Consider the following 25,976-nt stretch of genomic DNA (forward strand, 5'->3'; position numbering starts at 1 on the left):
CAATCCTAATAAGTATGTCCGTAATTAGATGATGAACTTAGATACTTCACTCTGTAATTCAGTTGCAATCTCAGCAAGGTTCTCACTTGCATCAGATATATCCTGTATGGACTGAACCTGTGTATCTACAGAAGCCGATACCTCCTCTGTCGTTGCAGCATTCTCCTCGGCTATAGCTGATAGGTTCTCCACAACCTGAGTGATGGTCTCATTGTCCTTAAATATGTTCTTAGCTTCATCAGAGATTTCTCCAACTATACCCTTGCTCTTTTCTACAGCCTCAGATATCTCGCCGAACTTATCGCCGGTCTCCTTTAGCTTCTTCTCCTGCTCAGAAACGGCTTCTCTAGTGAAGTCCATAGTCTCAACAGCCTTCTTGGTCTGCTCCTGAAGTCCATTGATTGTCTCTTTGATCTCGCCTGTAAATCCTGCCGACTGCTCTGCAAGCTTTCTGATTTCCTCAGCAACTACCGCAAAGCCCTTTCCTGCCTCACCTGCCCTTGCTGCCTCTATGGCTGCATTTAATGCAAGTAAGTTAGTCTGGTCAGAGATAGACTGAATCATATCGCTTGCGCTTGATATCTTGTCTGCACTTTCATCTGTCTGAGCTATGATTGCTGCAATTTCCTCTGAAGAAGTTGTGACCTTAGTGGTTGCAGCCGACAATTCCTTAAGGCTCTTACTTCCCTCTTCCTTCTTGTCATTGATGAGCTCTGTGGATTCATTTAACTCATCAAGCACTGTCATCATATGGCTAAGAAGCTCATTTGAGTGCTCTACATTCTTTGTTGCATTCTGGGTATCCTCAGCCTGGCTGGCAGCACCGCTTGCAATGTTGTTTACTGCATTTGCAACCTCATCTGCTGTAGCAGATGTAGACTGGGCTGTAGCTGAGAGCTCCTCAGCAGTAGCCGCAGTATTTTGTGCGTGAGCAGAAATGCCCGTAATTATCTGAACTATATTCTCCTTCAGAGTCATCTCAGCTCTGTAGATGTCACCCACTTCATCACGTCTTCCTGAGTAGTCCTTTGTAGGTTCTTTGGTTAAGTCATAGTTTGATATATGTAAAAGGTCTGTCTTAAAGCTGTTAAATGCCCTTGCAATCGGAATAGCGAAAGCAAAGTACATAATAATCATACCAAATACAACAAGTAAGGCTATTACAAATATAAGCTTAACCTGTAGGTTGTTCATATTGGTAAATACTTCATCCTCATTTACGGCAACAAGTGTAACAAAGTCTCTGCCCTCAATTATGTTAATGGCACCGATTCTGTTCTTACCAAACCACTTATAGGTACCTATACCGTTTGTATTGCTGTCTACCTGACCCTTGAAGAACTCAGCTACAGATACATAGTCAGGATCTGTCTTAGCTTTCTCTACAAGGTTTAATCTGCTCTCTACTATCTCAGGCTTTGTGTGGCCTACTATGTTGGCATTTCTGTCATACACTGCTATATTACCTGATTCGCCCCACTTAAAGTCAGAGCAAAGCTTGGATATAAAGTCTGTACTCATAATACCTGCAAATACGCCTAAGAGCTTATTGGTCTTTAAGTCATAGTAAGGAGTTGATACAACTATAATCTTACCGCCTGTAACAACGTCATCGATAATGGAGCTTGTATATGTCTTTTCCTTGATTGACTGCTTAAAATACTCTGTATCAGCTACGTCAAATTTTTCTGCACCCTGTGTAAGGTTGATACCCTTACCATTAGGCTTAACTGTGAAAAAGAGGTTAAATCCTGTCTCTTTTGCCCTCTTCTCGTAGAAGGCTGCAATCTCTTTCCAGGAATACTCTTTACTTGTAAGCATAGGATTGGCTGCTAACTCTTTTACGATTGCTTCCGTGTGCTCAATATCCTTAACAAGCTTTTCAGAAGTCTCCTGCGCCAGTGTCTGCATGTCAGACTCTACCTGTACTCTAAATGCATCTCTTGAGAGTATCGAGCTTACAATTAGCATGATAGCGCAAATAATAGTTACAATGACGAAGCTGCCTAATACAATAAGGCTTTTTATGCTTCTAAATCCCTTCTTCTTTTTCATTCTTTTTAACATCCTCCTTGAGTTAAATTTGATTAGTTCAAATAAAAAGATTGATAGAAGTAGATTTAATCATTCCAAATCTCTGGTTATGTTCTTCAGCCATTTTAAGCTCTTGTAGTGTTTGTAAACCACAGGAATCTTCCAAAATTCATCGAGGCAAAGGATGAAGTAAACCACCATTGGCGGTAATTTTAGTACAAACGCACTAAAAAAGCCGAGCGGAACCGATACTGCCCACATAGTTATAGTGTCGCAGATAAGTCCAAAGCGCGAATCTCCGCCTGCCCTGAATATTCCGGCTATAAGGAGAGTATTCATCGCCTGACCAAGCACATAGTACGAGCTTATGAAAAGCATGATGCTAAGATAATCGTGTGCCTGTTCACTCAGATTAAATCCCATGAATACTATCGGACGAATTGCCAAAATAATTAACCCCGTAATTATACCAATTATAAAAGTTGTTTTACATGAGTAGGTGGCATATTTTTTCGCCTCTTCCATCCTGCCTTCACCGATTTTGATTCCCAGCAGGACTGAGGCACCTCCTGCAATTGCAAAACATACTATGGCACAGAGTTCACGCACTGTGCTTGCGACCGCATTGGCGGCAACCATATCAGCATTCATGTGTCCCATAATGATTGCATAGGTAGAAAAGGCAACTGTCCAAAGGAGGTCATTACAAAGGGCAGGTGTGGCATATTTTACAAAGTCCTTAAATAGCAGTGCGTGATGCCCAAACATCAGCCTCAGGTTTATCTTAAACACCCTCGCCTTCCCTGCATCTATCACACAGAGCGCAGTCTCAACCACTCTGGAGATAAGGGTAGCAAGGGAGACTCCTACCACTCCAAGTCTTGGAAGTCCAAGGAAGCCAAATATAAATACCGCATTGAGGGTCACATTTAATATAAGTGCTGTGGAGCTTATAATGGTACTTATCTTTACCCTTTCCATACTCCTAACTGTAGACATATAGACCTGTGAGAAGCTCATAAGAACATATGATATGCCTACTATACTAAGATAAGATGCACCTATTTCTATAAGCTTTTCATCATTGGTATATATCCTCATCAGCTCTCTCGGCAAAACCACTGCACCAAAGGAAAGAATGAGAGTAATAACTATAGATATCTTAATGGCGATTCCCATAACCGCCTGTATCGAATCCGTATCCTTCTTTCCCCAGTACTGGCTTCCAAGCATGGTTACTCCTGAGTTTATGCCAAAAAAGAAGCCCCAGAGCAGAAACTGGAACTGATTGGCTAGGGAGACGGCTGCAAGCTCCTCCTGACCTACATAGCCAAGCATGAATACGTCAGCAGAGTTTACTGCATTGGAAATGAAATTCTGAATAGTAATAGGGATAACCAAAGCAAAAAGCGCCCTATAAAACTTCTTTTGATCCTTTGACATCTTTAATCCTATGCTCATAACACCTCTTATATAATCTATTATCTTTTACACCCACAACACATTATTCAAAGGCTTCTCACAAAGCTTCGTTACTTACTTATATTTTTACAAGTCAAGAGTATATGAACTCTTTTGTACCAAGCCTTACTCTGTATTGTTCACCCTTACACATATCTTATATAAGTCCCTTTTCTTTAAGATAGTAGTAGATACCATCCTCATCTACGCTGCCGCACACTTCATCCGCCACTGCCTTTACGCTGTCAGAGGCATTGCCCATAGCCACTCCAATACCTGCAGCCTGCAACATATCCGCATCATTGCCGCCATCTCCAAAGGCAATAGTCTCATCAAGAGAAAAGCCAAAATACTCAACCACCTTTTTTATCGCATTTCCTTTGCCGCTTCCGTCAGGTATGATATCCACAGCGCAGTCCCACCAGGCTGCTATCTTGGCTTTGCTTGTACCCTCAAGCACCTCATCCCACTCACTTCTCTTACAGCCCATCATCATCTGATAGACTTCTTCTTTTACTGCATCATCAAACTCAGGAGAAGGGGTTGCCTTAAGGTTTGCCACCTCAAAGTACTCCCTAAGGGCCTCGTCAGCACCGTTTGTGACTATCCTGTTCTTGGTAGCAACAGCAACTGCCCTGCCCATCCTTGTGGCATTATTTATGATAGTCATTACCTCCTCATATGGGATTACAAGATTGGTGATGACCTTGTCCTCCGCCATACATACGGAGCCGTTAAAGGCTATGGTCAGGTCAAAGTTTACCCCCTCGAACTTTGGAATAGCAACAAGCGGCCTTCCGGTTGCAAGGCAGATAAGTACCCCGTTTTTTTGAAGCATATTGAGCGCTTCCTTTACCTTCTCTGTCATATCAGGCTTACCAAACCTAAGAATCGTACCGTCAATGTCAAAAAATGCTATCTTAATCTTCTTCATTTTCCCTTCCTTCTTTACCAAACGTATATCCACATACTTACCCTCCATTAGTACTACATTCATCGGAGAAACTTTATATTAGGTTTAGGTTCCCAAAAGATAATAAATTCTCCCTCAAGCAAGCTCCAATCGAATTTTATACTTTTGACACCTGTATCCTTTAAAAATAAATAGACTGTACTCATTCTATATGATAAAAGAATAAAAGTACAGTCTTAGTTATTAATATTATGTTGTGGATGTTAAAGGCAATTGACACCCTTTAATGTGGTATTGATGAAGACTTACTCCTCCTATGACCTCTGCGCCAAAAGGGGACGGTATTTTAGCTTAATAGCCTCATCAAACTCATCTTTGTTTAGCACCATGTAGTGCTCCTTTTTGGTTTCTCCAAGAGCCTCTACCACTACATTTTCAGCAAAATGGCTATAGGTAAAGCCAAGCTTTTCAGCTACCCTTTTTGACTTGTGGTTGCCATCAAAGTAGGCTATCCATATCCTGTTTAGTCCCAGTTCCAGGAAGCCAAAATCCACAAGCTCCTTTGCAGCCTCCGGTATAAGCCCTCTTCCCCAATAAGGCTTGGCTATCCAGTAGCCGATTTCTGCCTGATTCTCGTCAGAGCCAAGCCCCCTGCTTTTCTTGCTTCCGGCGTGCAGGCCTATGCTTCCTATCACCTCATTGGTTTCTTTATAGACTATGGCGTAGACACCCGGCTTCATAAAGACGTTTTCAATTACTTCCATACTCTCTTCAACGTCCTTATGAGGCTTCCAACCCGCAGACAGACCTATATCAGGGTCTTTGGCATACTTGAATAAGTCTTCTACATCTTCCATGTGCCATGGCCTAAGGATTAGCCTTTCCGTGATGAAACAGGGAACGGTATCATACACAGCCTCTATCAGCTTGCCATTTACATAGGAGAGCTTCATAGAGAAGAACTGTCTGTTTCCGTTTTTAATTATCGAAAGAAAGAGCTCATCTCCCTTCCAGTGTGGAAGGCTAAGAAGCTTATCTTTATCAATCCAGACCAGTTCTCCTTCATCGCAGTTCTTTAGCTCTCCTTCAAAGTCCTTTACATTGAAGAGGTGCATGTACTCAGTTTCATTGTTTTCAGGCTTATCAAGATCTTCTGACACAAAGGTAACTATTCCGCAATAATAATACCCCATAGGCGTGAGTCCCGTTTCCTCAAAGACCTCTCTTTCCATACAGTCCTCAGGACTTTCCCCAAATTCAAACTTACCTCCAACCCCAATCCACTTGCCCTCATTTATATCGCCAGCCTTCTTATTGCGATGAAGCATAAGATACTTACCATCTTTTTCGATATAAACAAGAGTCGAATTATATACCTTCATAATTGTATCCTTTACCCCTTTTTAGCCGCCTTTGCATACTCCTTTTCTGCATCGACAAGCACATTTTCGTGTCCTCTGTTTTTATTAAACCAGTCAATGGCATACGTGCAGGTAAGCTCAAGCTTCTTTCCCTCTTTCTCCATCTTCTTTACAAGGGCCGAAAGTAGCTTGCCGCCAATTCCCTGTCCCCTAAGTGAAGGGTCTACAACGGTGTGCATTACGTTGCCGACACCATTGATTTCAGGAAACTCCACATAGGCAGTTACCTTTCCCGACTCGTCTTCAAGCCATATTTTCTGATCGTTTTCCAAAAAATCCATACTAACCTCCTTATTTTCTTCAAAAACATGCACAATTTGCGCATTTTTCAGGATTTGCAATGGGAACGTTTGAAGCTCCCTTCATTCCACACATCTTTGAATAATTATTGTTGATATATTCCTACAAAGTAATTGTACATCATTTTTCGGAAATAGTCTACAAAAATCTGTAATTTTTCTAATAATCTCAGGATGTTGTTTGTGAATAAGTACAATTTTAAATTCAGTTCTAACAATTATCTCGATTACCGCCCTATGTTCAGGCTGATTTTAACCTTATATTAACAAATTTTTATCCAATATTTATCATTTTCTTTGTTAATTTTTGATTATTTTGACACAATGCTGAAAATCAAGTTTAGTGCTTTCTGTCCTTGTTTTTGTTAATGTGAGTATGGTATAATTATTTGGATAATGTGTACACCCACCCCATAAAATCTTAGAATGCTCTAATTTGCGGGCTTTTAGTATAGGGAAGAAATTATGGCACCGTCTAAACTCTGGCTAGTGCGGATTGTCGGGAGGTTTTATGAGATATTTTAGTATGAGTTTAAGGAAACACCAAGCTCTTATACTTTTGATAACAGCCATGGTAACGGGACTGTTATTACTGTATTTTATCTTTGGAGTCGTAGGAAAGGTCCCCCCTTCTGACTATAGGGAGCTGACGGATCTTGTAATAGACGTTGAACATAGCGATGGCACCATGGATACCTATAACAGCCACTTGTTCAGCTACTCTTCAAAAGATGATTTAATCACTATGCATATTCCGCTCGATAAGGCTTGGAAGAGCGAATACAGCTCGATTAATTTCTTATTTTACAACAGTATAATTAAAGCCTACTATAAAGATAAGCTTTTGATAACCTATGGCGAGAATATCGACAGACATATGATAGGTAAGCAAAAGGTTACCATCCCGGTTCCTGACAAGGCTTATGGCAGTGAGATTAGAGTCGTAATCAAGCCTCTTACAGGTATACTTGAGGATACTTTCAGATCACCTGTCCTTATGTCATTTAAGACAGACCAGTTCTATCCTATCATAGGGCAGGAAGCGTTTTATGCGATATTTAGCGTGATACTTGTCTTCTCCTTCATAGGAATGATAATTTTTGCCTTTCTCTACCGTACTGTGGACTTTGCAAGAGAAGGTACATGGCTTATGGGACTTATCTTCTCCATCACCCTTTGGTATGTGGGCAACTCAGGTATGCTTTACATGCTTACCTCCAGTGAGAATATAAGTGCTGTAGGCGAATATATAGGAATGTATTTGCTCTTTTCCACGGCTCCTCTTTTTTCAAGCTTTGAGACTGAGCGTCCTTTTGTTAGGAAGTACCTTAAGATATCTGGCTGGTTACTATTTGCAGTATTTTGGATCTGCCTTGCTCTTTACATCCTGCCTTCAGGGTTTAACTATGTATGGCAGCTAAGATGGATGCAGGCACTCCAGATAGTGATGGTATTTTCAGCTCTTATCAGCCTCCTCTTCCCTGGCAAGAAGCGAAAGACCGGTTCTGACCAGGTTATGGGCTTTGGCCTGATTGGAGTTGCATTCTTTGGGATATTGGAGCAGATACGTATCATCGTTGCGGCGCAGATAACTGAGAACTGGCCACCTCTTTTACAGTGGTTTGCCAAGGCTCATTTCTCCACTGTGCTCATTCTTCTCCTTGTCATTACCTTGTTTACATCTTATGTCATCAAGGTTAAGGACATCCTGCAGAAGAGCCTTAGGGAAAAGCATCTTGAGATACTGGCTTATACCGACAACCTTACAGGGCTTGGCAACAGGCAGTTCTTACAGAGAAAGCTTAATATCCTTGATTTGACAAGAGAAAAGGACTATGCGGTTATCTTCATAGATATAAACAAGCTTAAGTATGCAAACGATACCTTCGGACACGAAGCAGGAGACCAGCTCATTCAGATGGTTGCTACTGCTATCAAGGAGGCTATGGAAGGTAATTCGGATGGCTTTGCAGGAAGAAACGGTGGCGATGAGTTTATCTGTGTTGCCATACCTTCTTCGAGAGTAAGCTCCATTACCAAAAATATAAGATACAACCTAGAGAGACAGAGAAATCAACAGCGTCCACCTTTCCCTGTTGGAGTATCTATCGGTGTTGCAACCTATAGAGAATTCCTTGCGGGAACATCTGATTCAGCCCGTGGTGTAGTTTACTCAAGTCAGGTCATTAAGCTTGCCGATGAGAGGATGTACGAGGATAAGATGGCACAAAGGAAGGGTCCTGGGGATATGAGATAATTACAGTGCAGGGGAGTTTAACTTTCCTGCATTTTTACAATACTAAAGCAAAAAATCTGAAAAAATACATAGCTGCCGAACCTTTGGCAAGCTAATAGCTCTAAAAATATAACCGGCATCAATGTGGGCAGATGTCAGAAGGAGGTTCTTATGGAATACGAAGGAAGAATATGCCGTGGTCCTATGGAAGCTAAGGCATTTATGTTGCCTGTAACCGTGGGTTGTCCTTATAACAGATGCAAATTCTGTGATTTATTTACAGACCTAAGATATCGCAAAATAAGCATGGAAGACATTGAGAATGAGTTAAAAAGAGTGAGTGCACACGGCGGAAACCCAGAACTAATCTATCTGGGGGATGGAAGCGCCTTCCAGCTAAAAGCCGAGGAGCTGATTGAGATAATAAGCCTGGTTAAGCACTATTTCCTGGGGGCAACTACCTTTAACTCTGATGCGACCATAACCAGTATAAAAAGTAAGTCTGATGAAGAACTTAAGACCCTCCATAGCTTAGGCTACAACAAGCTCTATATAGGCATTGAAAATGCCCTGCCTGATGTGCTTAATTATATGGACAAGGACCACAGCGTGGACGAGGCTTATAGCGAGATAAAAAGACTTAAGGATGCAGGCTTTAGCTATGCAGCCCACTTTATGACAGGAATAGCCGGCAGTGGCAGATGGGAAGAGTCCGCTATAGCTATGGCAGAGTTTCTTACTGAAACAAAGCCTGAGAATGTGGTCAATTTTTCCATGTTCCTATCTGCAGATAAGCTCTCAGAGGAGATTAGAAACGGTAATTTTAAACCTGCCACTGAGCTTGAGAACCTAAAAGAAGAGCGTAAGCTGGTAGAGCTTTTAGATGTGGATCCTAATCACCCTATCAAGTGGGACAGCTTCCACGATTGGATTCACGTACGCACCAGAGGAAGCCTGCCAAAGGATAAGGATAAGATACTGGCGGTGCTTGATAAGGCTATAGCTAAGTTTGAGAGGCTCCCTGATTTGTATTCCAGAAAAATGGGAAAGCCTGAAAATGATGAGGGCTATGGATTTTTAGGGCAGGAGAGCCCTTCACTTAAGGACGTATATATTGCACCTGGAGCGGTATAAATAGTAAAATACCTGTCAGGGAACTTACGACCGCTGTCAGGGATTTCAATTTGGAGTCTTGAACGCTCTTCTAATGTTAATCTAGAGCAAAATTCTCATAAAAAACGGCGTAGCCACACACATATGGCTACACCGTTTTTTTAGAGAATGAACGTCCCTATATGAAACTGCCACCCTTTGGCGGCAGTTTTTTATGCTTTTAATTAAGCAAGCTTAGCCTTTGCTGCATCTGCAAGAGCTGTAAAGCCTGCTGCATCATTTACAGCGAGCTCAGCGAGCATCTTACGGTTGATGTCGATGTTAGCAAGCTTAAGACCATGCATGAACTTGCTGTATGAAAGTCCGTTAAGTCTTGCTGCTGCGTTGATTCTTACAATCCAGAGCTTTCTAAAGTCGCCCTTTCTCTTTCTTCTGCCTGCATAAGCAGATGCAAGAGCACGCATAACTGACTGCTTTGCTATTCTATACTGTTTACTTCTAGCTCCTCTATAACCCTTAGCGAGCTTTAATACTCTATTATGTCTCTTCTTGGCACCTAAGCCACCTTTAATTCTTGCCATTGTATTTCCTCCTTAACAATTTAACTTTTATTTAGCTATATGGAAGTATTCTCTTCATTGGAGCTAAATTTGACTTATCAATTTCAGTTGCTTTACGAAGATTTCTCTTTCTCTTTGTAGTCTTCTTGGTAAGGATATGGCTCTTGTAAGCTTTCATCTTCATTAACTTACCTGTTCCTGTTACCTTAAAGCGCTTCTTAGCCGCGCTCTTTGTCTTCATTTTTGGCATAATTCTTTCCTCCTATAATCTAATTATTATCCTCACTAAGTACGTGAAAATAGCATTACTTCTTGCCCGTTACAACCATGGACATGCTTCTGCCCTCAAGCTTAGCCTGTTTTTCTACTGATGCTACGTCTCCAAGCTTCTCTAGGAATACATCTAAAATCTGCTTGTTAGAAGAAATATGAGCCATTTCTCTTCCTCTGAAGCGGAGGGTTACTTTAACCTTATCTCCCTTTTCAAGGAACTTTCTAGCCTGGTTAGCCTTAGTATTAAGGTCGTTGTCATCAATATTTGGTGAAAGACGAATTTCCTTTACTTCAGTAACTTTCTGCTTTTTCTTCGCTTCTTTCTCTCTCTTCGCCTGCTCATAACGATACTTTCTGTAATCGATAATCTTACAAACCGGCGGCTTTGCAGTAGGTGCAATTTTAACTAAATCAAGCTCTGCTTCAATAGCCATTTTCATTGCATCCTTTGATGACATAATTCCTAACTGTTCACCATTTTCTCCAATCAGACGGATTTCTTTATCCCTGATCTGCTCATTGATCATTAATTCGCTAATAGAAAAACACCTCCAAACTTATAATAAAAAATAGAGTGAATACACATAAGTATCCACTCTAGACAGACAGCATATAGCTGAAATAATTCATTTCTAAAGACCACGGTGCCCTTTTGCACTTAGGTGGAAGCGGATACTTCACTTTCTTGCTGTATATACAGCTTTATTAGTTTAACATCTTTGACTGGGTATGTCAAGGATTATTTTTGGCTCATCTTATACGATGAATCTTGCAACCTCTTCCTGTAAGCTTACTGCTATCTCTGCTAAGTTTTCGCTTGCCTTAGATATATCGTCAATAGACTGAACCTGAGTAGATACAGCCGCAGAAGTCTCCTCTGTGGTTGCTGCATTTCCTTCTGCAATAGCTGAAAGGCTCTCTACAACCTTAGTCATATCCTCATTATTGATTACTATGCTCTTGGTTCCTTCTTTTATCTCTTCTACTATCTTCTTGCTGTTTTCTACTGACTCTGATATCTGTCTGAACTTCTCGCCTGTCTCATTCATCTTCTCGCCCTGTTCAGTTACCAGTGCCTTGGATACTTCTATGGTATTTACAGCCTTCTCAGTCTGATTCTTGAGACCGTTTATTGTTTCTTTGATGTCTCCTGTAAATCCTGCTGACTGCTCTGCAAGCTTTCTAATCTCCTCAGCAACTACCGCAAAGCCCTTTCCAGCTTCACCTGCTCTTGCAGCCTCAATAGCAGCATTAAGCGCAAGAAGGTTGGTCTGGTCAGAGATTGACTGTATCATATCACTGGCTGCAGATATCTGGTCTGCACTTTCATTGGTCTGTAATATAATCTCACCTATCTCATCAGATGAAGTTGTAACCTTATCTGTGGCCTCAATCAGTCCCATTAAGCTCTTGCTGCCCTCTTCCTTCTTATCATTGATATAATCAATTGAAGCCTGAAGCTCTTCAAGTACCTCTGTCATCTGTTTTACAAGTCTGTTGGACTCTTCTATGTTGTTTGCTGCATTCTGAGTATCATGTGCCTGATTTGTAGCACCGTCAGCTATGTTATGCACAGCCTGTGATACTTCATTTGCAGACTCAGCCGTAGACTGTGCAGTAGCTGTAAGCTCCTCTGCGGTTGCAGCTGTATTCTGTGCGTGTGAAGATATATTCTGAACCAGGGCTCTAATAGACTCAGCCGTTTCATGCAGCCTTCTGGCAATATCTCCGAATTCATTTTTCTGCTTAGTAAGCCTCTGCAAGCCCTCGTCATCTGCGATAGCGAGGTCAAGTCCTGCCATCTTCTGAAGTAAACCTGATATAATCCTAACAGGCTTTATTACTCTATTAGCTACAAGAAGTGCAAGTAACATAGAGAATAATGCAACTATAACAACCACAACTGCAGCTTTCTTAGCTGATTCTACATTCTCCTTCATTAAGTCGTCTTGTGCGTAATATGATATAACTCCAAGCTTAAGGCTTGTAAGTGGTGAATAAGAGATGATAGCCTTCTCTCCGTTTGTCCCAACTCCTTCTACAGAGCCTGACTCGTCATTGTTTACCTTCTTAGCGTACTCTTCCTCAGCTACTGTAACTCCGTCAGTTACTAGCTTAGTATTAGGTGAATAAAGGATTTTCATCTCAGAATCTATGATATTGATATATCCTGTTTCGCCAATCTTTACGTTTGTGGCAAAGTCTGTAAGCACGTTAAGTGCAATATCAGCTGCAAATACGCCTACAATCTTATCGTTATCATAGACAGGAGCTGATATAGTTACACAAGGATTTCCTGAAGACGCTGATACGTAAGGTGCTGATACAAAGATTTTTCCCTGTATGGCTTCCTTAAAATACTGTCTGTCAGCCCTGTTGCCTAGGGTGCCTGATGTTCTGTAGATCTGGTCACCGGCAGGATTAATCACAAATATAAGCTCAAAATCACCCATACTATCTTTTACAGATGAAATGTATTCTGCGATTTTGTCTACATTCATTGATTTCACTGTTGGGGTTGATGCCATAGTAGAAACAAGAATTTTTGAAGAATCTATAAACTTTTCAATACCGTAGGACACCTGCTTTGTCACCGTTTCATCTGATGACATGATCTTTTCTTTTGTGTTCTGGAATGTGAAAGACTCCACAAACAGGGTAGCGATTGCTGAAGACAATAATGATACTACTGTGAAGATAATAAGTAATGTCTTCCTGATAGAAACATTTTTCATTGTAGTTATTCTCCTTGATCTTATAATTATAAAGTCCTTTTTATAATCGTATACTTGGAAATAACCAAATATACTTAGCTATCGATACCTTGACCTATAGCTGTGTGGCTGATTATAGCACTTCTGCATTTAAATGGCAATCCTATAAAACAGATATATTTTATAGGTTTTAAACCGTCACTTTTGTATATTTTTACATTGTGCTCAATAGGGTTTTGCAAAATATCTATTTCCTCTCTTAGGTCATAAGACTAGTTTAGCCTATCTTTACAAAATTTCATCAGCGAAGAATATATCGACATTTATATAAGAGTTCTTTAGCCTATCCAAGAAAAAAAATTATTGTCTTCTCGTATTCTACCTGTTCTCTTTCAAGAAGTCTGCACATTCTCTCGGACACTCCTTTTTCAGCGTATTCTCTTATCCCTTCAATGTACTCCATCCTGTTTGCATCGTGTATTATAGGTGGAATTATGTCATGTTTAAGTGCTTCTCTGTATAAGATTAGTCTTCCTGTGCGTCCGTTTCCATCTTGAAAGGGATGTATCTTTTCATACCTTGTGTGTAGGAGTGCAAGAGTCGCTAGGTTCTTATCTGCATTTTTATACCAATTTAAGAGTTCTTTCATATCCCTATGTACATCTGCAGGCAAAGAAGTCTGCATAGTACCTGCGATATTCGGACGTGCCTTATATTCTCCAATATTATAGCCGTTTGCCTTATCCTCAAAGACTCCGCTTTTTAGCTCGTAATGAAATTTCTTTATGAGGTCTTCGGATAAGTCTTCGTCCAAGGTTTTAAGCATATGATTAAACATAAGGAAATGCCCATTCATCTCTTCTATGTCCTTAGCCCTGTATGCGCTATCACTCACAGGGAGCATTCCTGTGTCAAAGAGGCTTGCAGTCTGGTTCTCCGTGAGGGTACTGCCTTCAATTTTATTGGAGTTATATGCCAGTTCTCTTGATGTAACAGCATATATCCCCGAACGGTCTCTCTTACTAAACTCAATAAGAAGCCTCTCTTTTAGCTTTTTTACCAAATCAGTTTTCATTGCTTATCTCCGCTTTTTAGTTGTGATAGTCTTAGGGTTTATTATATGTTTAATCTACGCTTCAACTATCATAACTAAACATAATTTCATCTCCGAAAACTCTCCAGACTTCTGCTCGTGGTATTTTCGCTTTTATCTTATCTTTAACCAGCTTAAGAATTTTATCAATAGTATATACCCACTGATAGTCATTTATCGTTTTATACAGTGTCGAATTCACGATATCAAATGAAAAAAATAAGAGCACATCATCACAATCTTTATTCAATTCTTGTGTGTTGTGCTCAATATCACTCTTTTGTTCCGTTTCACCCTGATTCGCTATTCCCTTATATTTGGCAAGCTCTCTGTCCTTTTCTTCTACCATTGTAAATACCCCAACCACTTTCCTCTATATGAAGCAGCATCAATAGATACATTGAAATATTGAGCAACCTTAGCTATATACACAGCATTACCAACTGTGTTCTCGTCCATTACTCTTTTATATAGTTCCTTAGGCATGAGAAATGCAGCCGCAAATTCATTGGCCTGAAGTTCAAATTCTGAATTGCCACTTCTATTATACACTTTATTTTCGGGGCTTTCCCACAACTCTTTATCTATTTTATATCCCATATGTAAAAATAAATGCCCAAGTTCATGTGCTATAGTGAAATTCTTTCTTGCATTTGACTGGTTGGTTGGCACACTTATACTAAAAGAGTCACCTTGTTTTTCTATCTTACCGTCAGAAAAAACACCCAAGCTGCAATCTTCTTTAACCTCTCCCCCCAACTTTTCGACCTCTTTAGCTATATCAGTTATAGGGGGATTTATTTCATAACAACGCAAAACAGTACTTGCTAATTCATTGATTTTATCTCTCAATGTACTATCCATGCATAAACCTCCATTTCTAATATATTCTAAAATTGTTCTTATAATGCTTAAGGGCTCATATTGCTTACCACTTTTTACAATCAAACTGTTGTTCTTTTGTTTTAATAATATCATAACATCCTAGTTCTGTCAACACGGCACTTGCTTGACATTCCCAGTTTATCGCAGAAAACTTTCGAACGTTTTTTTGTAAAAATATTTCAAGTAACACTATTATTCAATATCCAACTCTATCGGTTCATCTATCTTTTCACCTACATATTTTCCGTCTTTTTTTCTTTGTTTTACGCATTCTGTAAGGAGATATTCTATCTGGCCGTTAAGCGAGCGGAAATCGTCCTCTGCCCAAGATGCCAGCGCATCATATAGTTTTTCTCCTATTCTTAAGGGTATCTGTTTCTTTGCCATGGTTCCCTCTCTTTTTACTGGGTTTATTGCTTTACACTTATAAATTCTAATTTGTCGAGTTATATGAATCAGCTAATTTGACGCAAAAACTGATAAATGTCCAGACTCGCTCCGGCATCCGCTTCGCTACGCCTAACGCGCTCGCTTAGGCATTATCAGTTTTTGCTGATACCTTAAATTTATGCAAATAACAACCCGAATACCAAATTAAAGACAGCCTCTCCCACCTGCCCCCAATGTGGCTGATGTGTTTGTTTGCAATTATTCATCAATTAAACAGCCGGAGCTGATAATGCCTAAGCGAGCGCGTTAGGTTTTTCGTAATCATGTAAAAACTTAAAAATAGCACCTTGCAGAAAAACCGGAGCGAGTCTGGACATTTATCAGCGGAGGCGTAACTTAGTCAAAAAACAAACACAACAGCCCTACAACTTAGAATTTGTATACTAGTACAGGCTACCTGAATTTACTACAGGCTGAGCTTCGTGGTTTCCACAAAGTACTACGAGGAGATTTGAAACCATTGCAGCCTTTCTCTCCTCATCAAGTTCAACTGTCCCCTTTTCTTCGAGCATTTCAAGTGCCATCTCAACCATGCCTACAGCACCCTCAACTATCACCTTTCTCGCATCAATTATTGCATTTGCCTGCTGCCTCTGAAGCATTGCAGATGCGATTTCAGGAGCATAAGCAAGATAGGTAATTCTTGCCTCTACTATTTCAAGTCCTGCTATCTCAACCTTTTCCTGAATGAGCTTTCTGATACGCTCAGCCACTACAGTTGTAGAGCCACGGAGGCTTCCATCATCTGCAATTCCATCGCCTGTGGTGTCTATGTCAGGGGCTACATCATAAGGGTAGAGCTTAACTATATCTCTCACAGAGGTGTCGCACTGAAGTGACAGGTATTCTTTGAAGTTGTCTACGTTGAACACCGCAGCCGCTGTATCCACTACTTTCCAGATGACTGCAACTCCTACTTCTACAGGATTGCCAAGTGCGTCATTTACCTTCTGCTTGGAATTGTTGAGTGTCATTGCCTTGAGGGATATTTTATTGCCCATTGCTACCTCTGCATTGACACTTGATTTCACATCGCCACTCTGTCCGAGTTTTGTCCTAGCCGCTGGATTGAATGATGTTGCAAATGGATTGATAAAGTGAAAGCCTTCGTCTTTGAGTGTGCCAATGTATTTACCAAATAGTGTATAAACTACAGCTTCCTGAGGTCTAACTACCTTCACCCCGGCTATAAGTATAAAGCCTGCTATCATAACAACAATCCCAATAGGGATGCAAAATGTCATATCATAAATGCCGCCATAGGCTATGGTGCCACAGCCTGCAAGTATGATTAACAGACTCACAAAGAGCATAGCGAAGCCCTTTCCTGTGCTTTTGAGAATTTTCTCTTCCATAGTGGTTCCTTTCCGGACTATTAGTCCACAAGAATTTATTTGATATCAAAATCATATCACTTTAATATTTATTTGTCAAATGGAAGTTTAAAAGAAAATGTCCATACCAAAAGCTGTTTTTCTCTGACATGATTTGGTATGGACAAGTTGTCTTTAATTATTTCCTTTGTAATATCCTTTTCTACTATATTCAGACCATTTCATATACATGGCTTTATAGTTATCCTTTATAAATCCCTGTATTTTAGATACTTCCCTATCTGTAAGTCTTCCTTGATTTTGTAGCACTGTGTCTCCATTATCCTTAACAAAGAACTTTGCGGAACCTGCCTCATCTGCAATTTTAATAATATCAAGCATTTTCTATCTTCACCCCCTTAATTGGTCTTAAAAACTCCTCTGGCGTAATGTACAACTTCTCCAGTATTGGAATCAGGTCAATGTATTCCTCTTCACTTTCTTTATTATGTTTATACTTAGCCATAACAACAAGATAGCCTTTATCCCATTCCTTTATCGCAGTGTATTTTTCTAACGAATACGGTGCTTTAAATCTTATTACACTATCTCCATAACGAAATATTGTAAATTCTCCCTCATTACTTAGAAGTGCATAATCGAATTGCATAGCCACCTCCCTAACAATCAAACTACTTATCGTAATTTTAACACTATATTGTTATAAAGTATATAACTAACTGCAAAAAGTAAGTAAAGTGGGAATACTTATCAAGTTAAAGGTTCTTGATATCCTCAAAGGTAGATTCCTTTGAAAAGAAAATGTCCATACCAAAAGCTGTTTTTTTCTGTCAGAATTTGGTATAGACAATGCTCCCATCACTTCTGAATTTGATTATTTGCCAAACTTCTTTTCTAATACTGCATCAGCATTATCTTCACTGTATTTAATTGGAATGACTATATTGCCTTTAAAGTCTATATATCCATACTTTTTGCCATCCTTAGATACTTTTAGCACATTGTCAAACCTACCATCATTTCTGCCAATTGATGTTCCAAAATATTGTTTTATTTCTTGATAAATAAATGGAACCACAACTTTATTCTTATTATTTATAACTCCTACCTTTGATCCGGATTTTTCTGCAATAATAGTATCTTTATTAATAAATTCGATGCTCAAGTATTTAAAAGGAGTTATTTCTTTTCCTGTTTTATCTAAAAGCCCAAAGTATCCTTTTTTCATCAACGCAAGATATTCTCCGTTATTCCATACGCTGAGTCCGTAGTATGATTCTATTTCACCCTGATACTTAACAGGCACTACCTCTTTGCCCAAATTGTTTATAGCACCTAATTTTTCTTTCTTTTCTACAATTGCAAGATTTCCATAAAAGTTTCCTGCGTTATCATATTTTACTTTTGTAATCTCCTTAAGATTTTCATTGACAAATCCTACCTTATTATTTTTCCATACTTTATAGTAAGCAAGTCCGCTCTTATCCTTACCTGCATTCTTTATCCCATTATATTTTAATGGAAGAACTACTTTTCCCTTGCTATCTAAAAGCCCATATTTATCATTTTTACACGCAATAATGTATTTCCCCTGATTATCATTATATAGCTCATTATTCAACATTTCATCATACTTGAATGGAATTACAGTTTTCCCGTTTTTATCTACAGCACCATATTTCTTACCTTTTTTAACAACAGATATTCCATTTCTAAACCATTCTGCTTCATCATATTTACAAGGAATCACCAACTTAAACTTTTCATTCAGGTATCCATATTTCCCGTTTTTAGCTACCCTCATCATGCCATCTGAGGCAGGTGTAATTTCTTCATATTCTACGGGCACCAGTTCTTCACCATCTGATGACATCAGTCCGGAAAAATATCCGCCATCTTTATCTTTATAATCCAAAATAATATTCCCATCATAATACCATAAATCTTCCGGACCTCCTCTTTCAGAAATTCTTTCAAATTGAGGCTCATAAATCACTGTCCCATCTTCTTTTGCCAGACCAAATTTATTACCCTTTTTATCACTTATTTTAAGCAGTCCATTTCCAATAGTACCTGTAAGTATATTGCCCCAATCAACCAACCATTTGTATTTTTCTTTGGTAGCCTTATCCCACTTAATGGTTGTCTCCTCAGCCTTTGCAGTATATACTACCCCCTGAATGCTTCCGATAGTCATAGCTGTCGCAAGAAGCATTGTTAGTAGTCCTTTTGATTTTTTAGATTTCATGTTTTACTCTCCTTTATATTATAATTTTTTTAACTACCAGCATCTTTATTTCCCTTTTGCTCTTCTTCTATTCCTGCACTTAGTATCGCAATGTTATTTTTCCCCATTTTAGCGAAGATTTACAAGCTTTTATTATGTCCATACCAAAAGCTGTTTTTTTCTATCATGATTTGGTATGGACAAGTTAAACTTTTACTATGTCCATACCAAAAGCTGTTTTTTTCTGTCAGGATTTGGTATGGACAAATAAGAGTAATCAAGTATTACCAAGATGGCTTTCTACTTTAACGCTTAAGGTAATTCATTTTCCAGAATCTTCTTCTCACACACCTTAAGTCCATCTCCATAGTCCTTAAAGTAGAGGAGTTTAAGTTCTATCCTGTCCTTATCTATTGCATACAGTTTGTTTACCGAGTACCTATAAAGGGCAAGCTGTCCTGTATATCTTTCCTCTAAGGTCTTTTCAAAATCTTCCTTTTCGGTTATATAGTCCGCAAGGTCAGATTTGTAATCAAAAACTATTGCTCTATCACCATATACAAAAATTAAATCTGCTGTACCATTTATCCAGGCTGCTCCATTTACTGCTGTCTCATCTTCTTTAAGTCGTATTTTCTCAATTTCTTTAAGTTCATCTGACTTATCCGCCTCATAATACGAGAAAGGAAGTTCTGTAAATATCTTTACATTCTTATCCGAAATGTCTTTACCATATTTTTCTTTGATATAGCTCTCCATAGCCCTGACAGCCTTAGGTAGAAACTCTCTGTACCTATTTAGCTCCTTTAACTTTTCTGCTTCTCCTATAATTCCCTCTGTGATATCCTTCTTAAACTCTCTTACAGCCTGTTTAGCACAGATTACAGCCAGGTTTTCATCATCAGTAGATAATCCGAGCCTTTCAATCAAAAGCTCTAAGGCCCTGTGCAGAACAGTTCCTATCACATTTCCACTAGGTCTTATCTCATCTCTGGTAAATTTTTCAATACCGGATTCCTTTGCTTTTATATATGCCTCTGCCCTTGTCTTTGAAGTATTCTCAAAACCTGAAGGATTGAACTTATGATAAGCTATACCATCCTTACCCTCTGTACTAAATACAACATTTCTTTCATATTCAGCAAACTGCTCAGCCTTTTTCTCATTTATTATCGGAATTTCCAGCCTTTCTACATCCTCTTCTGTATTTTCGTCACCAATGAAAATAAGAACTTCCTCAGCTCTTGTCTTTGCGACATAGTCAAGCCTTATTTTTTCGCTTCTATCTGCACTCTTGGCCTCTTTCTTAATTTTCTCAGGCCCCATAAAGGAACAGGTACTGCCCTTTATACCTCGCCACCCATCGTGTCCCCAGGTTATAAGAGGATAGTAGTTGTCATCTTTTCTATAATCCGTCTCATCATTTTCCTTCTTTGCTGATTTTGGTGGCAGTATCACTATCTTTCCCTGCAGTCCTTTAGCTTTATGATAATTCATCAGCCTTACCACATCAGTCCCGGTATTTTCCAAAACCAGTTCTCTATCAAGGAGATCAGAAATGTATTGTTCAGTTTTTCTTATAAAGGCAACAGTGTTGCCCTTGTCCTCTGCAAACATATTTTCAACCAGCTGCTGAAGCTTAGTCTGACTCGAGATTATATAGGTATAAGGCTGTTCTTTTCCTACAAAAAACAGATCAAACTTCTCAGCCAGGTAGGCTGCTTTTCCATAGGCAGATAGCCCTTTCACGGCCTCTACAAGCTCATCTATGATATTATTGGCTGCTGCCTCATATATATCTTCCTCAAATCCTGTAAGTTTTAATCCACTTTCGGGTGCTGCCTTACCCTCGTATAACTTAAGCTTAAGGAGTTCTACTGCACCTGTCCTGTATTCCTTATTATGGCTATGAGCTATAGCCTTATAAAGTCTAAGAAAGTGGTTTACTATCTCTACTTCCTCTAGATTTATCTCACCTAGGACCTGAGTCTTGATGCCCCTTTTTGAAAATTCTTCTACATACTTACCCATGCCCCTGTGTTTATCAAATAAAACCAAAAAGTCACTATAACAGATTTCTCTAAAGCCCTTATTTCCGTCTCTAATCTTGTATTTCCCTTCTACTAAGGTCTCTACAAGTTCAGGTATCTTATCGGCAGCTCCATCATCTTTCTCGCTGTCCTTATCAGCATTTTCATCCTCTGTATCTGCCTCTTCATTCTCTATATCAGAAATTTCACCCTCTATATCAGCCTCCTTCGTATTCATATCCTCAACCAGATACATATATGCTCCTGCAAGCTCTTTTTCTTCTAGGTTATCAGATATATCTCTTCCCTCTGCTGCCTCCATCTCCTCATAGCCACCTGGATTTGACGACGAATTCTCTGTTTCCTTTTCCTCCCATAGTATACCTTTATCAGCAAAGAAATCATTTACATAGTCAATCAGCTTGTTATTTGAACGATAATTTATACTAAGACGGAATACCCCTGCATAAGGAGACTGCTCAAATCTGTCTTTTACCTTAAAATATATGGCAGGGTCTGCCCCTCTAAACCTGTATATAGCCTGCTTAGGATCTCCTACCACAAAGAGCTTGCCTTCCTTAAGGTTTTCTGCATTTCCCAAGGTAGTAAGATTCCATACTATTGATTCCTGCAAAGGGTCTGTATCCTGGAATTCATCTACGTATACGCATTTGAATTTATTATAAAAATATTTTCTTACTTCTTCATCTTTAAGTAGTTCATAGGCTTTCTCAAGCAGCTGGTTATTGTTTAACTCTTTAACAGGCAGATTTTCAAAGTAAAATTTTCTTGCAAGCAAGCTGTATTTTAATATAGTTAGTGCTTTTTCTTTTTTCTTATCATAAGTTTCCCTATCAGTAAAAACAACTAATCCGACTATACCTGTTCTATCGTCTTTTTTATTACCTTTTTTACCTTTAAGCCCAGTGTATTCTTCTTTAATCCTATTATGCAAATTATTAATATTATCTTTTTCATCTCCGGTTTGAAAATAAACCTTATCCTTTGTAGGATTACCCTTTTTTATAAGCTCTATTACTTCAGGTATTTTTTTAACAAATTCATCATTCTTAATAGATGTGTAGATATTCTCTGCTATATCAAGAATATCCCATTTTTCATTTTTGCCTACATTTGCACCCTTTGTAATACGTTTAATAGGGTCATCAACCCCCAGAATAGTTTGAGCCTCTTTGAACCAGCCATCACGGACTGCAAAAAAATTATCGAATAATTCTCTACAAGACTTTATCTCCTCCTCTATAATATCTTCGTACTCTTTCACAAAACCTTTTTTTAGTTCACTAACTTCTCCCTCTGAAGTTCCATATATATTGTAATACTCACTTACATCAACCAACTTCGAGAAATTATCAAAAATTACCCTCTTTGCCTGTTTATTTGATGTGTCGCTCACCCAGTACATTTCTTTAAGTTCATCTTCATTCAATGTAGTTAGCCACAAATCAAATATCTTACCTTTTCTTATTTCGTCATCATCTTCTTCTAACACCTTTGCTCCTATAGGAAGTCCTGCTTCAAAGCATCTCTCTTTTAAAAGAGTAGCACAGAAGCTATGGATAGTGGATATCTGCATATTTTCTATGTTATGTAAGACAGACGTAAGCTTCTTGTTGCTTACAGACCTTTTTTTTACCTCTGCAACTATCCTTCCTCTTAGTTCCTCTGCGGCAGCATTGGTAAAGGTTATAGCAGCTATTTCTTCGGGCTTTACCCCCGCCACAAGCTGAGCCACTATTCTTTCAATGATAAGGGTGGTCTTGCCTGCACCTGCTCCTGCTTCCACAAACATGCTCCCATTCAAATGACTTGTTATATATTCTCTTTGCTTACCATCAGCAATTCCTTCATACCTATTCATTGTCCATTACCCCCTTACCTACATATCTCCTGCAAATCTTAGTGTACCCACAATAACTACAGCCATCCTTTACTTTACTGTATTCTTCAGCTTGAGAATTATAATATGTTTCTGCATTCACCATAAACTCCTTAATATTGCCCGCATTTAGCTCGCTAAGGCTCTTGACAAGCAAATTCTTAGCTTTTTGGGGCAGACATTTTGTAATATCTAAATCTTTATCTATGGCTAATTCTATGTCAAATCCTATTTCTTCAAGCTTATTTGTAGCATCGTGTACATTATTTTTATTATGCTCAAACGGAAAGTCATAGAAGACCTTATCAAGCTTTATGCCTTTTATTTCATTGTTCCCAAACTTTTCTTTTAATGTCTCTTGGCTTTGTTTTACATACTCTATCCCAGCCATTCCGTAAATAAAGTGCTGCAATTTCATATCAGGCGGCAGCAACTTTTTATCAGGTAAGAGCGATTTTTTACTTTCCTTTTTTGTCTTTCCTATAATTCCTTCCTTTAATTTCGACATTTTCCCCGTCTTGTAGTCAAGAATCTTAAGGTGAATTATGCCTTCAGCATCCATATATCCATCCATCCTATCTATAGTGCCTTTCCAGTCAAAGTTGACTTTATCATCATAGTTATATATAACTCTAAATTTGCTGCCTTCATCTTTGCCAAAACCAAGCTCGCAGCCTAGAACCATCCACTTTCTTCCACTTGTAAGTTCTTCTTCATAAAACCTATGTAACTCTTCTAAGTATGATATTGCTACCTGTTTTATAGCTTCTGCCTCTACATTTTTTGCACATTCAGAAATATACGGCACCTTAATTTCTGTCTCCTTTAACGCCTTATTATAAGCCTTGTCAAACTCCTCTTGTGAAAATATCGTCTCTCCTGCATATTTATCTGAGAACACAGCCTTACAGTATAATTCCATTATCCTATGGAAAAATGTTCCTTTTTCACTGGCATTTAACCAAGTCTCACCGTTATAAATATTATCAGGCTCTGCTATATTAAGAACCTTCTGGTAATAGTACTTAAAAGGGCATTTTACTAAGGTCTCAAGGGTTGTGGCGCTAAGGCTCTCGGTTACAAATGTATAATCTTCTCCTTTATTTTCTATCTCTTTTACAAGTTCATCTTCTACATTTTCCAGACACTTATTAAACCTGTAACCTGTTTTATGTGGTTTATAAGTTGACTCACTCTCTGCTGCTTCATTCAGTTTTGTTAAATAAAAAAGACTTGGAGAAAGTTCCTTGAAGGCTAATGTATCGTAATAGCTATAAATCAAGGTCGTCTCCCCTTTCGGACAGGTCGCTAACAGGTACTCGAGTTCTTCCTTAAATACCTGGTTAGAATTGCCTGCAAGCGGCACATAGGCCACGTCAATGTCCAAGACTTTCTTTATCTCATCATCACTTAGTACAGGGGAATTGGCCGTATCCTGCAGTACATAAGAAGCAGCAAGTCCCACTATGAAGTTATATGGGCGTTCTGCCACGCATCTTCCTGTAAGCCTTTGTGCCCTCACCTTATCCATCTCTTCAGGCATTCCAAACTTAAAGTTCACTAAGGCATCTTTTATTATGCTAAGCTGGTCTTCTTTACACTCTTGTCCGAGAAGCCCAAACGGAATAGTCAATTCCCTAAGTGCTTTAAGATATGTATTTTTATTTTTATTGTTGTAAGAATATTTTTTAGCAAACTCAAGCAGGTTTAAATAAGTCTTCTCTGCAGTATTTTCTTCGTCATAAATATCTATAAAGTCCCTTAAGAATTCTTTAAAAGGCTGAATCTTTACATTTTCTCTTTCATTAAGAGTGCTGAACTCACCTATGCTCTCGTGTCTTTTAAAGAAGTCTTCATACCTTGCCTTAGACCAGCCAATATTTTCACGCCTAAGCAAGGTATCATAAGCCCTTTTAAGGCTATATTTATATTCTTCAGTATTTTCTTTTTCTAAATTACCCTGTTCTTCATCCTTTTCATCATAAATAGGCTCTTCGTTTAATACTTCATTTTCTAATGCCTCTTCTTTTGCCTTTTCATCTCTTTTGATAATATGTTTAAGAGTTGCAGTCTGGTTGTTTACAAGCCTTCCTAGTATCTCATAAGAGAAATCAGCCTCTATACTTTCAATCAAGTCAATTAACAGCCTGATTATTTCATTATCTCCGGCATTTGCCTTCTTAAAGGTTACTCCTATGTTGTCTTTTTCGCAGGCAGCCTTGATGAAGTTCTCGTATATTTCGTCTGTATAGTAGATGCCTGCTTCACCAAAGTTAATACCCTTATTTTTTATCTCTTCTATGCAGTATTCAACCTCATTATACTGTCCGTATGCCTTTACAAAATGCAGCTCAGATTTGTTGTTATCTGTCATACAGACAATATCCACATTTATTCCAAGTTTTCCACATAGAGCATCTAAGAACCTCTTTTCAAGGTAAGAAATCTTTTCAGCAAAATAATCTGTGATTGCAAGTTTAATCTCGCCACTAATAGCCAGATACCTTCTGATATCCACCTCACTGCTTTCTTCGATTATTTTTACAGCCTCGTTTAATATTCCAATTTTATCGAGTAACTTCCTATCCTCAAGCTTCTTTTCTAAGTCTGAAATGAGTGGGTCTATCTTTGTAGTTACCCCCTCTTTTTTCTTACCTTCTCTTAGTATATTGATTACCCTCAATATCTCTCTTGAAGTCTCAAGTGAAATACTGGTTTTAGGCAAAAAACCATAGATTTTATCCTCTTTTGAAGACAGTAGGATGTCATGAATCAGATAAACTTCCTCAGCAGTAAAGATGCCTTCTTTATCATAGTCCTTACCTGCATAAGCGTAATATCCCATTACTATATTTTTTGCAATATTCTCTATAGTTACAGTTCTTATGTTTTCTGTAATTATATCTTCTTCTTTATTTAGTTTTCTTATAATTGAATTTGGTATAGACACCCTATCGGATATCAGATACTTTAGCCTTCCCTTGTTGTTTTCTATAAAGCCAGTTAGCTTGACTACATCTTTTCCCATATCTT

The 25,976-nt window shown here is 38.8% G+C and carries 21 protein-coding genes; 2 read left to right on the plus strand and 19 right to left on the minus strand.

Annotated elements, in window-relative coordinates; genetic code table 11:
* Positions 1 to 24: 24 nt before the first annotated feature.
* From JJN12_RS11835 to JJN12_RS11855, 5 genes are all read right to left on the minus strand, one after another.
* Complete coding sequence (locus tag JJN12_RS11835; RefSeq protein WP_208429882.1) at positions 25 to 2,055, minus strand: methyl-accepting chemotaxis protein; 2,031 nt, start codon at positions 2,053 to 2,055, stop codon at positions 25 to 27.
* 69 nt (positions 2,056 to 2,124) lie between these two features.
* A complete protein-coding gene (locus JJN12_RS11840; protein ID WP_236013780.1) occupies positions 2,125 to 3,495 on the minus strand; it encodes an MATE family efflux transporter in 1,371 nt (456 codons plus the stop codon).
* A 157-nt stretch (positions 3,496 to 3,652) separates the two neighbouring features.
* Entirely contained in the window at positions 3,653 to 4,462 is an 810-nt protein-coding gene (locus tag JJN12_RS11845; RefSeq protein ID WP_328706804.1) for an HAD family hydrolase, read from the minus strand.
* A 260-nt stretch (positions 4,463 to 4,722) separates the two neighbouring features.
* Complete coding sequence (locus JJN12_RS14530) at positions 4,723 to 5,790, minus strand: GNAT family N-acetyltransferase (RefSeq protein ID WP_328706805.1); 1,068 nt, start codon at positions 5,788 to 5,790, stop codon at positions 4,723 to 4,725.
* Between the two features lie 11 nt (positions 5,791 to 5,801).
* The gene (locus JJN12_RS11855) at positions 5,802 to 6,143 is read right to left on the minus strand and encodes a GNAT family N-acetyltransferase (RefSeq protein ID WP_328706806.1); all 342 of its coding nucleotides are present in this window, start codon (positions 6,141 to 6,143) and stop codon (positions 5,802 to 5,804) included.
* A gap of 496 nt (positions 6,144 to 6,639) precedes the next feature.
* Here JJN12_RS11855 and JJN12_RS11860 point away from each other — a divergent pair, with 496 nt between their 5' ends.
* The gene (locus JJN12_RS11860) at positions 6,640 to 8,385 is read left to right on the plus strand and encodes a GGDEF domain-containing protein (RefSeq protein WP_208429884.1); all 1,746 of its coding nucleotides are present in this window, start codon (positions 6,640 to 6,642) and stop codon (positions 8,383 to 8,385) included.
* Between the two features lie 150 nt (positions 8,386 to 8,535).
* Positions 8,536 to 9,498, plus strand: coding sequence for a radical SAM protein (locus JJN12_RS11865; protein WP_208429885.1), 963 nt, complete (start codon positions 8,536 to 8,538; stop codon positions 9,496 to 9,498).
* 203 nt (positions 9,499 to 9,701) lie between these two features.
* On the opposite strand, the gene rplT is transcribed toward JJN12_RS11865, so the two are convergent.
* From rplT to JJN12_RS11935, 14 genes are all read right to left on the minus strand, one after another.
* Positions 9,702 to 10,058, minus strand: coding sequence for a 50S ribosomal protein L20 (rplT, locus tag JJN12_RS11870; RefSeq protein ID WP_208429886.1), 357 nt, complete (start codon positions 10,056 to 10,058; stop codon positions 9,702 to 9,704).
* A gap of 31 nt (positions 10,059 to 10,089) precedes the next feature.
* The gene (rpmI, locus tag JJN12_RS11875; RefSeq protein ID WP_208429887.1) at positions 10,090 to 10,287 is read right to left on the minus strand and encodes a 50S ribosomal protein L35; all 198 of its coding nucleotides are present in this window, start codon (positions 10,285 to 10,287) and stop codon (positions 10,090 to 10,092) included.
* Between the two features lie 55 nt (positions 10,288 to 10,342).
* Positions 10,343 to 10,837 (minus strand): translation initiation factor IF-3, encoded by a 495-nt coding sequence (gene infC / locus JJN12_RS11880; protein ID WP_208429888.1) that lies wholly within the window; start codon positions 10,835 to 10,837, stop codon positions 10,343 to 10,345.
* Positions 10,838 to 11,065: 228 nt separating this feature from the next.
* Positions 11,066 to 13,045, minus strand: coding sequence for a methyl-accepting chemotaxis protein (locus JJN12_RS11885; protein WP_208429889.1), 1,980 nt, complete (start codon positions 13,043 to 13,045; stop codon positions 11,066 to 11,068).
* Between the two features lie 322 nt (positions 13,046 to 13,367).
* A complete protein-coding gene (locus tag JJN12_RS11890) occupies positions 13,368 to 14,099 on the minus strand; it encodes a Fic family protein (protein ID WP_208429890.1) in 732 nt (243 codons plus the stop codon).
* A 61-nt stretch (positions 14,100 to 14,160) separates the two neighbouring features.
* Positions 14,161 to 14,466, minus strand: coding sequence for a hypothetical protein (locus JJN12_RS11895; RefSeq protein WP_208429891.1), 306 nt, complete (start codon positions 14,464 to 14,466; stop codon positions 14,161 to 14,163).
* Positions 14,460 to 15,095 carry an ImmA/IrrE family metallo-endopeptidase gene (locus tag JJN12_RS11900; protein WP_236013781.1) on the minus strand — a complete coding sequence of 212 codons (636 nt, stop codon included), beginning with the start codon at positions 15,093 to 15,095 and terminating at the stop codon, positions 14,460 to 14,462. Before JJN12_RS11900 ends, JJN12_RS11895 begins: the two co-directional genes overlap by 7 nt.
* A 99-nt stretch (positions 15,096 to 15,194) precedes the next feature.
* Complete coding sequence (locus tag JJN12_RS11905; protein WP_208429892.1) at positions 15,195 to 15,389, minus strand: PTS ascorbate transporter subunit IIC; 195 nt, start codon at positions 15,387 to 15,389, stop codon at positions 15,195 to 15,197.
* 446 nt (positions 15,390 to 15,835) lie between these two features.
* On the minus strand, positions 15,836 to 16,807 hold the full coding sequence (locus JJN12_RS11910; protein ID WP_208429893.1) for an SPFH domain-containing protein: 972 nt from the start codon (positions 16,805 to 16,807) through the stop codon (positions 15,836 to 15,838).
* Positions 16,808 to 16,960: 153 nt separating this feature from the next.
* Complete coding sequence (locus JJN12_RS11915) at positions 16,961 to 17,167, minus strand: hypothetical protein (RefSeq protein ID WP_208429894.1); 207 nt, start codon at positions 17,165 to 17,167, stop codon at positions 16,961 to 16,963.
* Positions 17,160 to 17,435, minus strand: a complete 276-nt coding sequence (locus JJN12_RS11920) for a DUF7724 family protein (protein ID WP_208429895.1) — start codon at positions 17,433 to 17,435, stop codon at positions 17,160 to 17,162. The genes JJN12_RS11915 and JJN12_RS11920 overlap by 8 nt, the downstream gene beginning before the upstream one ends.
* Positions 17,436 to 17,660: 225 nt before the next feature.
* A complete protein-coding gene (locus tag JJN12_RS11925) occupies positions 17,661 to 19,034 on the minus strand; it encodes a WG repeat-containing protein (RefSeq protein WP_208429896.1) in 1,374 nt (457 codons plus the stop codon).
* Between the two features lie 291 nt (positions 19,035 to 19,325).
* Positions 19,326 to 22,925 (minus strand): UvrD-helicase domain-containing protein, encoded by a 3,600-nt coding sequence (locus tag JJN12_RS11930; protein ID WP_208429897.1) that lies wholly within the window; start codon positions 22,923 to 22,925, stop codon positions 19,326 to 19,328.
* Positions 22,918 to 25,971 (minus strand): PD-(D/E)XK nuclease family protein, encoded by a 3,054-nt coding sequence (locus JJN12_RS11935; RefSeq protein ID WP_208429898.1) that lies wholly within the window; start codon positions 25,969 to 25,971, stop codon positions 22,918 to 22,920. Before JJN12_RS11935 ends, JJN12_RS11930 begins: the two co-directional genes overlap by 8 nt.
* Positions 25,972 to 25,976: the final 5 nt, after the last annotated feature.

This window comes from Catonella massiliensis (assembly GCF_016651435.1).
GTDB classification, from domain to species: Bacteria; Bacillota; Clostridia; order Lachnospirales; family Lachnospiraceae; genus Catonella; species Catonella massiliensis.